Origin of the sequence: Ancylobacter defluvii (assembly GCF_018390605.1) — a bacterium.
Taxonomy (GTDB): Bacteria; Pseudomonadota; Alphaproteobacteria; order Rhizobiales; family Xanthobacteraceae; genus Ancylobacter; species Ancylobacter defluvii.
In genome coordinates this window covers 125,915-139,840 of record NZ_JAHBGD010000024.1, presented here as the reverse complement: position 1 = coordinate 139,840, position 13,926 = coordinate 125,915, and the positions used below count along the sequence as shown (strand labels likewise).

Here is a 13,926-nt window from a genome sequence, read left to right as displayed (position 1 = left end):
CGACGGGCCGCACCGGCGGCTCGACCCTTCCGCCGGAACGCCATAAGGTCACTCGGCCCGGCTCTTGCCTGTTGCTAGGCGTCCGCGAAACACCGGTTCGAATCCATTCATGCGCTTTCCGCCGTCGTTCCTCGACGAGATCCGCCAACGCCTCCCCCTCTCGGAGGTGGTGGGCAAGCGTGTGCAGTTGAAGAAGCAGGGGCGGGAATGGCGCGGTCTCTCCCCCTTTAACGCCGAGAAGACGCCGTCCTTCTATGTCAACGACCAGAAGGGCTTCTATCACTGCTTCTCCTCCGGCAAGCACGGCGACCAGTTCGATTTCCTGATCGAGACCGAGGGCCTCGCCTTCCCGGAGGCGGTGGAGCGGCTGGCCAACATGGCCGGCCTGCCGATGCCGGTTTCCTCCCGCGAGGAGGAGGCGAAGGAGGTCCGCCGCAAGACCCTGCACGAGGTGATGGAACTCGCGGCCAAATATTATGAGGCGATGCTGCAGGGCCGCGCCGGCGCCAAGGGGCGCGGCTATCTCGCCGATCGCGGCCTCGGCCCGGCGACGCAGGCGCGCTTCCGCATCGGCTACGCGCTGCCGGAGCGCTTCGCGCTGAAAGAGGCGCTCGGCGCCCGTGGCGTCCCGGTCGAGGACATGGTCGAGGCCGGGCTGCTCATCGCCGCCGACGACATCCCGGTCCCCTATGACCGTTTCCGTGATCGCGTGATGTTCCCCATCCACGATTTGCGCGGGCGCGTGGTCGCCTTCGGCGGACGGGCGCTGGAGAAGGACGTCCCGGCGAAATACCTCAATTCGCCGGAGACCTCGCTCTTCCACAAGGGGGCGCTGCTCTATAACGGCTTCCAGGCCCGCGCGGCCGCCCATAAGGGCGCGCCGGTGATCGCGGTCGAAGGCTATGTCGACGTCATCGCCATGGTCGAGGCCGGCTTTTCCGCCACCGTCGCCCCGCTCGGCACCGCGCTCACCGAGGAGCAGCTGGCGCTGTTGTGGAAGATGGCGCCGGAGCCGCTGCTGCTGTTCGACGGCGACAAGGCCGGCCGCCGCGCCGCCTGGCGCGCGATGGACCTTGCCCTGCCGCACCTGAAGCCCGGCGTCAGCCTGTCCTTCGGCATGCTGCCCGAGGGGCAGGATCCCGACGACCTTATCCGCGCCGGCGGACGCGAGGCGATGGAAGCGGTGCTGGCGCAGGCCCGCCCGCTCGCCGAGGTACTGTGGTCGCGCGAGCTGGAGAACGCCACCTACGACACGCCCGAGCGTCGCGCGGCGCTGGAGGCGCGCATCGGCGAGATCGTCCGCCTCATCGGCGACGAGACGGTGCGCAAGCATTATCGCGCGGATTTGATGGAGCGCCTGCGCGGGCTTTTCGCTCCCGCCTTCGTCTCGGCCGGAGGCGGGCGTCGCCCGTTCGGCGAGGGTCGCCAGGGGCAGGGCAGGGGCAAGCCGGGCCGCGGGCGCGCCGGTGGCTGGGGTGATCGCGCCCCCTTGCCCCGCGACGCGGTCGCCGGCGAGGCGGTCCGCCGTTCGGCGCTGATCCAGGGGGCGGCCAGTGCGGTGCCGCGCAACGAGGCGCTGCTGCTCTTCGCGCTGATGAACCATCCCTGGCTGCTCGACCGTTCGGCGGAGGACATCGCCGAACTGCCTTTCCTCAACAAGGAGGCCGACCAGCTGCGCCAGGTGCTGCTCGCCGCCCATATCGAGGGCTGCGAGGATGCGGAAAGCGTCGCCGCCCGCATCGAGGCGGAAGGGCTCGCCGCTCTCGCCCGCCGCCTCGCGGCGCAGGCGGTGCCGCGGCACGATTGGCCGGCCTTTGCCAATGCCGCGCCGAACGATGTCGAGTTGTGGTGGCATCAGCGGCTGGTCTTGCACCGGCGTGCTCACGCTCTATCTAAGGACATCAAGGAGGCGGAAAGACGCCTCGCCGAGGAGCCCGACGAACTCAACTGGGCTCGTTTCCTCGACGTACAAAGACAGCTTGCGGCACTTGACGGGACCGAAGCTTTGGTAGAGGGGTTCGGCGCCGCCTCCGGACGATCGGGGCGGTCGATGTGAGAAGGTTCAGGGTCCCCCGCCCGCGAGCGTGAAAGCGCCGTGGCGCGAGAGGCCCCTGTTTGCGTCGGCATCATCTTCGCGCCGGTATCGCCCGGCCGGCGCGGGGGAGGGTTCGGGACAGGCAAGCGGACGTTTACGGTTCAGGCTGTAAACGCGGCAGGTCGGCCCGCATTTTCCCGAAGGCGGGACGTTGGTTCAGGCGGCGGTTTGCCCGCCGCTTTTGACCGGAGGCATTTGCCGCCGGTGGTCTAAGGAGCACGCGCATGGCGAAGCAGGCAGCGGAAGCGACCGAAGCCCCCGAGAAGGATGGCGATACCCCGGACAGCCCGTTGCTCGATCTTTCGGACGCCGCCGTCCGGAAGATGATCAAGCTCGCCAAGAAGCGCGGCTATGTCACCTATGATGAGCTGAACGAGGTTCTGCCCTCGGAGCAGAACACCTCCGACCAGATCGAAGACATCTACGCGATGCTCAACGAGATGGGCATCAACGTCGTCGAGGCCGAGGAGGCCGAGGCCGACGGCGAGGGCGAGGAAGCCAGCGAGGCGGCCGAGGACGACGAGGAGAGCGGCGGCGAGATCGCCGAATCCGCGCCGCGCGCGGTCATCCGCTCCGAGACCAAGTCCGAGCCGGGCGAGCGCACCGACGATCCGGTGCGCATGTATCTGCGCGAGATGGGTTCGGTCGAGCTGCTGTCGCGCGAGGGCGAAATCGCCATCGCCAAACGCATCGAGGCCGGCCGCGAGGCGATGATCGCCGGCCTGTGCGAGAGCCCGCTCACCTTCCAGGCCATCATCATCTGGCGCGACGAACTCGTCGAAGGCAAGGTGCTGCTGCGCGACATCATCGACCTCGAGGCGACCTATGCCGGTCCCGAGGCGAAGAACGGCCCGATCGTCGAGGGCGGCTCCATCGCGCCCGACGGCGACGAGGCCCGCGAGCCGACTCTCGGCGAGACCATCGCCGCCGATGACGATGACGACATGGAGAATTCCCTGTCGCTCGCCGCCATGGAAGCCGAGATCAAGCCGAAGGTGCTGGAAACCTTCGATAGCATCGCCGACGCCTATAAGAAGCTGCGCCGCCTGCAGGACCAGAACGTCGAGTCCAAGCTCAAGAACGAGAGCCTCTCGCCGTCGCAGGACCGCAAGTACAAGACGCTGAAGGACCAGCTGATCGGCGAAGTGAAGTCGCTCTCGCTCAATCAGGCCCGCATCGACAATCTCGTCGAGCAGCTCTACGACATCAACAAGCGCCTGGTGTCGCTGGAAGGCCGCCTCATGCGCCTCGCCGAGAGCTTCGGCGTCGCCCGCGAGGACTTCCTCAAGCAGTATCAGGGCTACGAGCTCGATCCCAAGTGGATCAACCGCGTGAAGAACCTCACCTCGCGCGGCTGGAAGGGCTTCGTCGGCCAGGAACTCGACGGCATCAAGGATCTGCGCTCGGAAATCCACGCGCTGGCCACCGAGACCGGGCTCGAGATCCTCGAGTTCCGCAAGATCGTGCAGATGGTGCAGAAGGGCGAGAAGGAAGCCCGTCAGGCCAAGAAGGAAATGGTCGAGGCCAACCTGCGCCTCGTCATCTCCATCGCCAAGAAATACACCAATCGCGGCCTGCAGTTCCTCGATCTCATCCAGGAAGGCAACATCGGCCTGATGAAGGCGGTCGACAAGTTCGAGTACCGCCGCGGCTACAAGTTCTCGACCTATGCCACCTGGTGGATCCGCCAGGCGATCACCCGCTCGATCGCCGATCAGGCCCGCACCATCCGTATCCCGGTGCACATGATCGAGACGATCAACAAGATCGTGCGCACCTCGCGCCAGATGCTGCACGAGATCGGCCGCGAGCCGACCCCGGAAGAGCTGGCCGAGAAGCTGGGCATGCCCTTGGAGAAGGTCCGCAAGGTCCTGAAGATCGCCAAGGAGCCGATCTCGCTCGAGACCCCGATCGGCGACGAGGAAGATTCGCACCTCGGCGACTTCATCGAGGACAAGAACGCCATCTTGCCCATCGACGCGGCGATCCAGTCGAACCTGCGCGAGACCACGACCCGCGTGCTGGCGAGCCTCACCCCGCGCGAGGAGCGCGTGCTGCGCATGCGCTTCGGCATCGGCATGAACACCGATCACACGCTGGAAGAGGTCGGCCAGCAGTTCTCGGTGACCCGCGAGCGTATCCGTCAGATCGAGGCGAAGGCGCTGCGCAAGCTCAAGCACCCGAGCCGCTCGCGCAAGCTGCGCAGCTTTCTCGACAACTGAGCGGCGGCGCGGCGCTGGCTTGAGGAGAGCTGGCGATGGCGCGCAGGAAAATACCGAAGGCGGCGAATGTCGAGGCCACGGGCCTTGCCACGCCGCCTTTGTCGTTTTTCGTCCGTCTCGGCCGGCCGATCTCGACGCGCCGCGTGTTCTTCGGCCGTCTGGGCACGGCGATCGCGATCTGGTTCGCGATCATGTTGTTCGGGCTGGCGGTCGGCATGGCCGGCTATGCCGGCTTCGAGGGCATGGGCTTGGTCGATGCCTATCTCAACGCCGCGATGATCCTGTCCGGCATGGGGCCGGTGGCGGAGCTGAAGACCGATGCCGGCAAGCTGTTCGCCGGTTCCTACGCCATCTTCTCCGGCCTCGTCATCGTGCTGGCGACCGGCGTGGTGCTGTCGCCCATCGTCCATCACGTGCTGCACGTGTTCCATGCCGACATGGACGATGATGGCAAGCCGGATAATCCGAGCTGACGCCGGCCGGGCCGGGTGTCCGCCGTACAAGCTTGGCCGCCGGATTCCGCTTCCCCCTTCTGCCTCGGTCCGGCATCCCGGCCCGAGCTCCCTCTCCCTGTCAGGGAGGGGGACGGGGTGAGCGGGCTTTGGTCACGCCCCCTGACGGCGTTGCCCTTACAACCGCTTCACCAGCGCCACCAACTGGTCGAGCGCGGTGGCCCAGCCCTGGTGGAAGCCCATCTCCTCGTGCTGCTGCTTCGCCTCCGCGTCCTTGTGCAAGGCGCGGGCGACATAGAGGGTGCCGGTGGCGGTCGGGGTGATCTCGACCGAGGCGCTCATGAAGGCGCTGGCGTTCGGACGGTAGCCGGGGCCGAGCGCGTCGGTGAACACCAGCAGCTTCTGCGGGATCACGAACAGCACGCAGCCGGTGCTGTCATGCTCCTCTCCTTCCGGCCCCTGCATCACGGTGCGGAACTTGCCGCCGGGCCGCAGGTCGAGTTCGCATTCCGTGGTCTTCCACGGCGCCGGGGTGAACCACTGCTTCAGCAGTTCCGGCTCGGTCCAGGCGCGCCACACCAGTTGCGGCGGCACGTCCACCTCCCGCCGCAGTTCCAGGTCGAGCGAGGGGTCGAAAACACTGTTCGGCATTGTGGTCATCGCGTTTCCTCTTGGTTGTTCAGGTGCAGGAGCAGGCTGTCGAGCTGGTCGAGGCGTTGCGTCCACAGCAGGCGCTGGGCGTCGAGCCAGTGGCCGGCGGCCGCCAGTGGTTCGGCGCGCAGGCTGCAGGTGCGCACCCGGCCGATCTTGCGGGTGGCGACGAGGCCGCTGTCCTCCAGCACCTTGAGATGCTGGAGGAAGCTCGGCAGCGCCATCTCGAAAGGGCGGGCGAGGTCGCTCACCGAGGCCGGTCCACGCACCAGCGCTTCCACGACGGCGCGACGGGTGGGATCGGCAAGGGCGCGAAAGGTGCCGTCGAGAGCGGCCAGCGTCATGTTCATGCCCTGACGATAGGGTAGGTAAATAGTTAGGTCAATACCTAACTATTATTGCCGCATCACATCCAGGTGGTGCGCGTGGCGGCGCGCTGTCGGTGGCTCCGCCGGAGGCCGCATGGCGAAAGGCTTACGGCCGGCGGCTTGATCCGTAACCACCCGCATTGTCGGTTCTGCTGCAAGGCAGTAAACATTATTGGAATTATTCTAATAAAGGTATGCCATGTTCGCCAGCCTCGCCGGTCGCCGCCGCTTCTCGGATCTGTCGGAGAAAGAGGTACTCGCCCTCGCCATCGCCTCTGAAGAGGATGACGGACGCATCTACGCCAGCTATGCCGAGCGGCTGCGGGCCGACTTTCCCGACACTGCTGCCACCTTCGACGCCATGGCGGCGGAGGAGGATGGCCACCGTGCGCGGCTCATCGCCCTGTTCCAGCAGCGCTTCGGCACCGTCATCCCGCTGATTCGCCGCGAACATGTTGCCGGCTATTATTCGCGCCGCCCGGTCTGGCTGGTGGAGAATCTCGGCATCGAGCGCATCCGCCGGGAGGCGGCGCAGATGGAGGACGATGCCGCCGGCTTCTATGCCCGCGCCGCGCAGGCGAGCACCGATGCCGCCACCCGCAAGCTGCTCGGCGATCTCGCCCACGAGGAGCGCCGGCATTTAGACATCGCCGAGCATCTGGAGGCGAGCCACAAGGAAGGCGGCGCCCGCGTCGAGGAGGATGCGCGCGCGCGCCGGCAATTCGTGCTCACCTGGGTGCAGCCGGGGCTCGCCGGGTTGATGGACGGCTCGGTCTCGACGCTGGCGCCGATCTTCGCCACCGCCTTCGCCACCCAGAATTCCGGAACCACGCTGCTGGTCGGTCTCGCCGCCGCCCTCGGCGCCGGCATCTCCATGGGCTTCACCGAGGCGGCGCATGACGATGGCGTCATTTCCGGGCGCGGCTCGCCGATCAAGCGCGGCTTCGCCTCGGGGGTGATGACCGCCATTGGCGGCCTCGGCCACGCGCTACCCTATCTCATCCCGGACTTCTGGACCGCGACCCTGCTCGCCGTCGCGGTGGTGTTCGTTGAGCTCTGGGTCATCGCCTTCATCCAGAACCGCTATATGGAGACGCCGTTCCTGCGCGCGGTGGTGCAGGTGGTCATCGGCGGCGCGCTGGTGCTCGCCACCGGCATTCTCATCGGCGGCAGCTGAGCCGCCGGCGGGTCACGCGCCCAAATCCGCGCGCCCAAGTCCACGCGTTCAGGTCACTCGCCGGGCACGGGGTGGTTGGCGCGCCGCTGCACGCGGGTGGAGGCATCGACATAGGCAAGCGTGCCGGCGAAGCCGCCAAACAGCATCAGCGTGGCGGCGAGGAACAGGATGGTCTCGATGGGCATGGCATCCTCCGTTCGGTGCTAACGGGGTAGCCTAGCGCCGTCTCGCCGGTGCCTCCTTGCGCTGTGTCAAGGCAGGGGAGGCAAGGGCGTTGCCCCGGCAGGCGGCAGATTCCGGCCTCGGGAACTGGCCTCTTGGCGGTGGCGCGTGCGGGCCCTAGTTTCGCCGCTTCCTGGTTCGCGGGTTCGCCATGTTGTCACGCCGCCTGATCCTCGCCCTCCTTGTCCTTGCCGGGCTGTCGCTTCCCGCCCGCGCGTTCGAGGCCGGCCGGCCGCCCTGGCCCGATACCGCGCTGGCGCGGCTCCAGGCCTATGCGCTGGTGCAGACGCTCAATGCCGAGCTGCTCTCCAATGCCAGCGCCACCCTCACTCTCGATCGCTGGTGCGCCGCGCACGCGCTGGCGCCGGCCGGCGCCAAGGTGGTGGCCGGCCGGGTGCGCGAGGCCGACAAGCCGGCCGACGCCGCCATACGCGAGTTGCTCGGCGCCGGGCCGCAGGAACGCATCGTCTATCGCCGGGTGCGCCTCACCTGCGGCGCGCGGGTGCTGTCGGAGGCGGACAACTGGTACCGTCCCGCCCTGCTCGCCGAGGAGATGAACCGCGAGCTGGAGACCACCGATACCGCCTTCGGCCGGGTGGTGCGCCCGCTCGGCTTCAGCCGCTCCACCCTCGCGGCCAGGCTGCTGTGGCAGCCTCTGCCGGTGGGGTGGGAGATGGGCGCGCCGATCCCCGCCGATCCCGGCCGCAACCTCGACATGCCGGAGTTCCTGCTGGAGCACCGCGCGGTGCTGAAGCTGCCGGACGGGCGCGCCTTCAGCGCCCTCGTCGAGAGCTACACCCGCGACATCCTCGCCTTCCCGCCGCCGCCCTAGGTGGATCCTTGCGCAAATCTCGTCGCGGCGGGGCGCTCCGGAACGAAGTCGCGGCCTTGGCGGTTTGAGCGAGAGCGCCTCCCAGGCGGAGGCCGCCTCCAAGGAGCCCCGTCATGTTCACCCGTCGCACTTTGCTCGCCGCCGCCGGTGCCGTCGCCGCCACCGGCCTCGCCGGCCCGCATGTCGCCCGCGCCGCCGCGCCGTTCCAGCAGCCGCCGCTGCCCTATGGCGAGGATGCGCTCGCCCCCACCGTCTCCGCGCGCACCGTCGGCCTGCATTACGGCAAGCACCACAAGGCCTATTTCGACAAGCTCAACAAGCTGGTCGAGGGCAAGCCCTATGCCGATATGGAGCTGGAGGAGGTGATCCGCCGCGCCAAGGCGGACAACGCCACGCCGGTGTTCAACAATGCCGGCCAGGCGTGGAACCACAATTTCTACTGGCAGCAGTTCAAGGGCGGCCCGGCCGCGCCGCCCGCCGCACTGGTCGAAGCCGCCACCCGCGATTTCGGCGGCATCGATCCGCTGAAGGCCAAGATGGTGGAGACCGCCGACGGCGTGTTCGGCACCGGCTGGGTGTGGCTGGTGGCGGATAATGAAAAGCTGCAGGTGCTCGGCCTGCAGGATGCCGGCAACCCGATCGCCGAGGGCAAGGCGCCGCTGCTCGGCATCGATGTGTGGGAGCACGCCTACTATCTCGATTGGGAGAACCGGCGCACCGCCCATGTGAAGGCGCTGCTCGACGAGCGGGTGAACTGGGCCTTCGTCGGCGAGCGCCTCGCCGGCTAGACCGGGCTCGGCGACGTCATCGCCTTGTCGACCAGCAGGGCGAGGCCGATCAGCGCCAGGAAGCCGAGGAAGAACAGGCCGAACAGGATGAAGGAGATCCGCCGCGCCAGCGCCGAGACGCCGGTGAAGCCGATCCCGCCGGCAATGAGCGAGATCACCAGGAAGATGACGGCGTATTTGAACATCGGCGGGTCTCCGTCGCGGGGATGCGGACGGTAACGCCACACCCCGCCGCCGGTTCCGCCTCAGGCGCCGTCGGAGCGTCCATCCTGCGGCGCCAGCACCGGATCCTGCGCCGCTGCCGCCGGCGACAGCGGTGGCGGGTCCTCGCCGGTAATGTCGGCGATCACCGCGTCGGCATCCGCCGCGGCCGTCGGAGCCGGTACCGGCATTTCCGGCGTCGGCACCATGCCGGTCGGCGAGCAGGCGACCGCCTCCGACGTCTTGGCGGCGCGCGGGGCTTCCTTGTGCCAGATCATCCGCCACTGCACGAAGGCAAACAGCAGCAGGTGGCTGACGGCGGTGAAGAAGAACAGCGCCCCCGGCCCGTAATGCAGCATGCCGACCGAGGCGAGCGACGGGCCGACCACCGAGCCGATGCCATAGGCGAGCAGCAGCCCGGCCGCGGTCTCCACCGCCTCGGCCGGCGGCGTGCGGTCATAGGCATGCGCGGCGGCCAGCGAATAGGCCGGCATAGCGAGCGCCCCATAGAGCAGCCCGAGGCCGCTGAGGCCGAGCAGCCCGAGCGGCATCGCGCCCAGCACGATGCCGGCCACCACGGCGCCGGCGAGGATCCAGGCGAGGATGCGCCGCCGGTCCATGCGGTCGGAGAGGAAGCCGACCGGCCATTGCGCGACGGCGCCCGCCACCACCACGGCGCTCATGAAGGTCGCGGCGCCGTCGGCGGTGAGCCCGCGCCCGATGCCGAAGATCGGTCCCAGCGACCACAGCGAGCCATTGGTCAGCCCGACCACGAAGCAGCCGACCACCCCCACCGGCGCGGCGCGCATCAGCCGGATCGGGCGGATGCGCGCGGTCTCGATCGGCGCCGGCTGGCCGGCCCCGGTCATCGCCACCGGCAGCGTCGCCAGCGAGAACAGGATGGCGGCGACGGCGAACAGTTCGAAGCCGCGCACCGGCGACAGGGTGATCATCATCTGGCCGGCGGTCAGCGCCGCATAGTCGATGATGACATAGGCGCTCATCACGAAGCCGCGGGTCTGGTTGGTGGCGCGGTCGTTCAGCCAGCTTTCGATGACGAGATAGAGCCCGGCGAAGCAGAAGCCGGTAATGGCGCGCAGCACGAACCACACTGTCGGCTCGATCCACAGCGGATGCGCCAGCATCGCCGCCACCGCGCCGGAGGTCAGTGCCGCGAAGGCGCGGATATGCCCGGAGCGACGCACCAGGCGCGGCACGATCAGGCAGCCGGCGACGAAGCCGAGATAATAGCTGGAACCCAGCACGCCGAGCTGCACCGCGCTGAAGCCCTCGAAGGCGCCGCGCAGCGGCAGCAGCGTGTTTTGCAGGCCGCTGCCGGTCACCAGAAAGAACACGCCGAGCAGCAACGCGGCGACGGGGCCGAGGGTCTTGGCCATGACGGGTCCGGTAAGGTGGAGGCGTGGGAAGGGATGGAACGCGCAGATGTGATGCGGGATTCAGATCCCATATTTCGCGCGTAGCTTCTATTCGCTTTTTGGCATTTTTTCCCGATCGGACGCGGATCGGCGGCAGCCGCTTCCGCGAACGGTCGGCGCGAGCGGCTTGTCGACCAGACGCTTGCCGTCGCCGCTCCGCCGGAGCCGGCGTCGGGCTCAGGCCATCAGCCCCATCCTGCGATAGCGGCGAAACTGGCTGGGATGGCCGTAGAACGTATTGACCCCTGACGGCGCGTCGGCGATCTCCAGCCGGTCGCCGACACGCCGGAGCATGACATAGCCGTGCAGCCGTGCGGTCTCGACGGCCAGCGGGATGGCGTGGCCGCATTCGGCCATGATCAGCGGGCGCTGCCTGCTCAGCAATCCCGACGCCCCGACCATGGTGTGGCCCTCGAAGCCTTCGGTGTCGATCTTGATGGCGACGATCCGCTGCCGCTTGAGCGTGGAGGGGGCTTCGGCGAGCCATCGGTCGAGCGTCGTCACCGGCGCGATGAATGGATGCAGCCGGAACGAGGTGATGTCGATCCCATTGGCCTTGGCGAAAAACAGCGTGTTCCGCACATAGCTTTCGATGTCGACGGTGTCCGAAGCCGTGGTCAGGGCGCTGTTGATCCGGTCTTCGTTCAGCACCGACAGGTGGAAGGTGATCGTGCCGATCCGGTCCGAAACCCCGGTGCTGAAAGATTCGTACCGCTTGGGGTGCCGCCAGCGATGCAGCAGGCCGCCGGGCGGCGGGTTGATCCGCTGCGCCAGCGCGTCGAGCACGCGCGCATACATCGGGATCGGTTCGAAAGACACGACCGCAGCCCTGGCGCCGGATCGCCAGATCGAGGTGGCCGAATAGCCGAAATTCGCCCCGACATCGAGAATGGTGGTGCGCGGGTCGGCAAAGTGTCGGAACACCAGATAATCCTCGTCATGCACGTCGGGACGCGCGAGCAACTCGTCGACCACCGACGGGCTGACATCGGCACGCGGCGTCGTGTCGAGGACGATGTCGGGGGATCGGTCGCCCTGGTTGAAATAACGACGCAGGATATTGGCGATATCGTCGGGACCGAGAGTGGAGGGCATGGACGTCGATTGTTTTTCTGTGCGCGGATATTTCACGAATATGCAATGGTTGATTGTATTCGGCAATCGGAACGCGTGGATATCCTCTGCGTCAATTCGACATTCTTCTGTAAGTTATTTGAATTATTTCAATGTAATTGTTTTTGGCGCGTTGCGGTGATCTGTCCGCTTTTGCAGTTGCGAAAGCCCCGTGGGGACATTCCCCGGTCATCGACGATGTGCAGGCTTTCCGTGCAGCCTCGCCGTCGGCGCCGGAATCGCGATAGGCTGGAGCCGAGTGAAGCGAGGGATGGAGACAGCCATGAGCGTCGAGCCGACAAACAAGGCCGCGGCCGCCGGGGGAGTGGAGGGTGCCGTCTCCATCGCTTCCGATCATCTCTCCGCCCAGGTTTCACCGCTTGGCGCCGAGCTGGTGCGCCTGCGCGATGCGCAGGGGCGCGATCTGCTCTGGCACGGCGATGCCGCGTTCTGGGGTGGCCGGGCGCCGCTGCTGTTTCCCATCGTCGGCCGGTTGCCGGGCGACGAGCTGGTGCACAAGGGCCAGCGCTACAAGATGCTCCAGCACGGACTTGCCCGTCGCCGCGTCTTCACTCTGGTCGAGAAGGGGCCGTCCTCGGTCACCTTCGGCCTCGACGCCGATGACGAGACCCGCGCGCAATACCCGTTCGACTTCGCCCTGCGCGTCACCTATGCGCTGGCGGAGGCGACGCTGCTTATCACCGCGACGGTGTCCAATCCCGGTGCCGAGCCGCTGCCGGCGAGCTTCGGCTTCCACCCCGCTTTCCTGTGGCCGCTGCCTTATGGCGGCGCCCGCAGTGAGCATCGGCTGGTGTTCGAGAAGGCGGAGGTGGCGCCGATCCACCGCCCGGTCGGCGGCCTGCTCTCGGCGGTCGCCGAGCCGAGCCCGCTCGTCCATGGCGACGTGCTGGAGCCGACCGACGCCCTGTTCGAGCGCGACGCGCTGATCTTCACCGCGCCGCGCTCGCGCCATGTGCGCTTCGGGGTGCCCGGCGCGCAGGGGCTGGAGGTGGCCTTCCCCTCCATGCCGCAGCTCGGCATCTGGTCGAAGCCCGGCGCGCCCTTCCTGTGCATCGAGCCGTGGTACGGCTATGCCAGCCCGGAAGGTGCCTCCGGCGAGTTCGCCGACAAGCCCGGCCTGGCGCATATCCCGCCGGGCGGCGCGCAGGATTTCGCCATGTCGGTGCGCTGGCTGCCCGACGTCGGGCGCATCGAGGCCTAGCCGCCCTCCGCGTGCGCGGCGTCGGCTGGGCAAGGGGCCGCCGCCCGATCGCGGTGAGCGCGCTAATTCGTCGTGGCCTCGATGCCGTCGCCGACGATGCGGTCGCGCCCAGCCCGCTTGGCGGCGTAGAGCGCCGCGTCGGCGCGGGCGATCAGGTCGAGCCCGTCTATGGCATTGCCGGGCTGCGCCGCCACGCCGATGCTGACGGTGACGATGGCGCTTTCCGGTCGGGGAATGCCGGCCGCGATGAGCCGGCCGCGCACCCGCGCGGCGACCTCCATCGCCCCGGTAAGGTCGCTGCCGGGCAGCAGCATCACGAACTCCTCGCCGCCGAAGCGCGCCACCGTATCGCCCTTGCGCAGCGCCACGCCGGCGAGGGCCTCGCCGACCCGCCGCAGCACCATGTCGCCGGCGAGATGGCCGAGCTGGTCGTTGATCGTCTTGAAGCGGTCGATGTCGATGAGCAGCGCCGACAGCGGTTCGCTGCGCCGGTTGCAATCGCTCGCGGCCCGCAGCAGCGCATCGTCGAAGCCGCGGCGGTTGGCGAGGCCGGTCAGCGCGTCGATGCGGGTTTCCGCCGCCAGCTCCTCGTTGCGCTGCGCCAGCGCCACCGCGTCGACGGCGATGGCGGCGAGCGCTTCCAGCGGCGAGAAGTCGAACGGCTCGTCGGCGCCGGCCGGCGCGCGCCGCATCACGCAGAGCGAGCCGATGGCGAGGTCGGGAGCGGCGATCAGCGGCACCCCGGCATAGAAGCGCAGCGGAATCTGCGGCACCACCGGATGGCCGGTGAAGCGCGGATCGGTCTTCAGGTCCGGCGACATCAGCGGCGCGCCGGTGGAAATGATGTGCTGGCACACCGACAGCTTGCGATCGATGGAGGTGCCGACCAGTGGCGCGCTCAGCGATTTCATCCACTGGCGATGCTCGTCGATGAAGCTGAGGAAGGCGACGTCGGCTTCGTAGAGGTGCTGGGCGAGCCAGGTCAGCCGGTCGAAGCGTTCGTCGCCGGGGGAATCCATCATGCGGCAGGCTTCAAGCACTGCCAGTCGCTCGGTTTCATTCACCGGCTGAGGAGGAACCTGCCACATGCGTCGCCGATAGGTTGAGGTCGGGAGGGGCGGGAGATGTCGGTCGTCAAGACGGCGAC

Annotated in this window: 14 protein-coding genes; 7 read left to right on the top strand and 7 right to left on the bottom strand. The window is 68.0% G+C overall.

The window, feature by feature from the left end; all coding sequences use genetic code 11:
* The first annotated feature begins 109 nt into the window (after positions 1-109).
* From dnaG to KHC24_RS16915, 3 genes are all read left to right on the top strand, one after another.
* On the top strand, positions 110-2,056 hold the full coding sequence (gene dnaG, locus KHC24_RS16925; RefSeq protein ID WP_213364498.1) for a DNA primase: 1,947 nt from the start codon (positions 110-112) through the stop codon (positions 2,054-2,056).
* 263 nt (positions 2,057-2,319) lie between these two features.
* The gene (rpoD, locus tag KHC24_RS16920) at positions 2,320-4,317 is read left to right on the top strand and encodes an RNA polymerase sigma factor RpoD (protein ID WP_213364497.1); all 1,998 of its coding nucleotides are present in this window, start codon (positions 2,320-2,322) and stop codon (positions 4,315-4,317) included.
* 35 nt (positions 4,318-4,352) lie between these two features.
* Complete coding sequence (locus tag KHC24_RS16915) at positions 4,353-4,790, top strand: hypothetical protein (RefSeq protein ID WP_213364496.1); 438 nt, start codon at positions 4,353-4,355, stop codon at positions 4,788-4,790.
* Between the two features lie 156 nt (positions 4,791-4,946).
* Here KHC24_RS16915 and KHC24_RS16910 read toward each other — a convergent pair whose 3' ends face one another.
* Both KHC24_RS16910 and KHC24_RS16905 read right to left on the bottom strand, forming a co-directional pair.
* Positions 4,947-5,429, bottom strand: a complete 483-nt coding sequence (locus KHC24_RS16910; protein ID WP_246547087.1) for an SRPBCC family protein — start codon at positions 5,427-5,429, stop codon at positions 4,947-4,949.
* Positions 5,426-5,770, bottom strand: coding sequence for an ArsR/SmtB family transcription factor (locus KHC24_RS16905; protein ID WP_373878580.1), 345 nt, complete (start codon positions 5,768-5,770; stop codon positions 5,426-5,428). The genes KHC24_RS16910 and KHC24_RS16905 overlap by 4 nt, the downstream gene beginning before the upstream one ends.
* Before the next feature lie 217 nt (positions 5,771-5,987).
* On the opposite strand from KHC24_RS16905, the gene mbfA reads away from it, so the two are divergent.
* Positions 5,988-6,965, top strand: a complete 978-nt coding sequence (gene mbfA / locus KHC24_RS16900) for an iron exporter MbfA (RefSeq protein WP_213364494.1) — start codon at positions 5,988-5,990, stop codon at positions 6,963-6,965.
* Between the two features lie 53 nt (positions 6,966-7,018).
* On the opposite strand, the gene KHC24_RS25445 is transcribed toward mbfA, so the two are convergent.
* Entirely contained in the window at positions 7,019-7,150 is a 132-nt protein-coding gene (locus KHC24_RS25445) for a hypothetical protein (protein WP_271180598.1), read from the bottom strand.
* Between the two features lie 188 nt (positions 7,151-7,338).
* On the opposite strand from KHC24_RS25445, the gene KHC24_RS16895 reads away from it, so the two are divergent.
* Both KHC24_RS16895 and KHC24_RS16890 read left to right on the top strand, forming a co-directional pair.
* On the top strand, positions 7,339-8,019 hold the full coding sequence (locus KHC24_RS16895) for a hypothetical protein (RefSeq protein WP_213364493.1): 681 nt from the start codon (positions 7,339-7,341) through the stop codon (positions 8,017-8,019).
* Between the two features lie 113 nt (positions 8,020-8,132).
* A complete protein-coding gene (locus KHC24_RS16890; RefSeq protein WP_213364492.1) occupies positions 8,133-8,807 on the top strand; it encodes a superoxide dismutase in 675 nt (224 codons plus the stop codon).
* Here the strand turns inward: KHC24_RS16890 and KHC24_RS16885 are convergent.
* From KHC24_RS16885 to KHC24_RS16875, 3 genes are all read right to left on the bottom strand, one after another.
* Positions 8,804-8,992 (bottom strand): DUF1328 domain-containing protein, encoded by a 189-nt coding sequence (locus tag KHC24_RS16885; RefSeq protein WP_213364491.1) that lies wholly within the window; start codon positions 8,990-8,992, stop codon positions 8,804-8,806. The two genes, KHC24_RS16890 and KHC24_RS16885, sit on opposite strands and share 4 nt — an antisense overlap.
* Before the next feature lie 60 nt (positions 8,993-9,052).
* Positions 9,053-10,405: an MFS transporter gene (locus tag KHC24_RS25440; protein WP_213364490.1), complete on the bottom strand. Its 1,353-nt coding sequence runs from the start codon at positions 10,403-10,405 to the stop codon at positions 9,053-9,055.
* Positions 10,406-10,621: 216 nt separating this feature from the next.
* Entirely contained in the window at positions 10,622-11,539 is a 918-nt protein-coding gene (locus KHC24_RS16875; protein ID WP_213364489.1) for an FkbM family methyltransferase, read from the bottom strand.
* A gap of 301 nt (positions 11,540-11,840) precedes the next feature.
* Between KHC24_RS16875 and KHC24_RS16870 the strand changes: the two genes are divergently transcribed.
* Complete coding sequence (locus tag KHC24_RS16870; protein WP_213364488.1) at positions 11,841-12,779, top strand: aldose 1-epimerase family protein; 939 nt, start codon at positions 11,841-11,843, stop codon at positions 12,777-12,779.
* Between the two features lie 62 nt (positions 12,780-12,841).
* Here the strand turns inward: KHC24_RS16870 and KHC24_RS16865 are convergent, their stop codons facing one another.
* Positions 12,842-13,801 carry a sensor domain-containing diguanylate cyclase gene (locus KHC24_RS16865; protein WP_246547085.1) on the bottom strand — a complete coding sequence of 320 codons (960 nt, stop codon included), beginning with the start codon at positions 13,799-13,801 and terminating at the stop codon, positions 12,842-12,844.
* Positions 13,802-13,926: the final 125 nt, after the last annotated feature.